Annotated in this window: 1 pseudogene; it reads left to right on the top strand. The window is 41.7% G+C overall.

Annotated features, from left to right (window positions below):
• A pseudogene (locus AB4Y90_RS18195) lies at positions 1-465 on the top strand (beta-ketoacyl synthase N-terminal-like domain-containing protein); the annotation flags it as partial.
• Between the last annotated feature and the right edge of the window lie 51 nt (positions 466-516).

The raw sequence follows: 516 nt of genomic DNA, 5'->3' as shown, positions 1-516 counted from the left end.
CCTAAAAACGTTCAGGAGATCTACATGGGAAATGTTCTTCAGGCAGGTGAAGGTCAGGCTCCGGCAAGACAGGTTGCTTTGGGTGCAGGATTATCAAACGAAATTCCTTCTACAACGATCAATAAAGTTTGTGCTTCAGGAATGAAAGCTGTTTCAATGGCTGCACAGGCAATTAAAGCGGGTGATGCAGACGTAATTGTTGCAGGAGGTATGGAAAGCATGTCGATGGTTCCTCATTATTATAATGCGAGAAACGCTACAAAATTAGGCGATGTAAAAATGCAGGACGGAATGGTTCTTGACGGTCTTACAGACGTTTACAACAAAGTTCATATGGGAGTCTGCGCAGAAAAATGTGCAACAGATTATAGCATTACAAGAGAAGATCAGGATAATTTTGCAATCGAATCTTACAAAAGATCGGCAAAAGCATGGAGCGAAGGTAAATTTGCTGATGAGGTAATCTTACAAAAGATCGGCAAAAGCATGGAGCGAAGGTAAATTTGCTGATGAGGT

Origin of the sequence: Chryseobacterium sp. 2TAF14 (genome assembly GCF_052115105.1) — a bacterium.
Taxonomy (GTDB): domain Bacteria; phylum Bacteroidota; class Bacteroidia; order Flavobacteriales; family Weeksellaceae; genus Chryseobacterium.
Note: the sequence above shows the minus strand (reverse complement) of the source record. Positions and strands in the feature narration are given on the sequence as shown.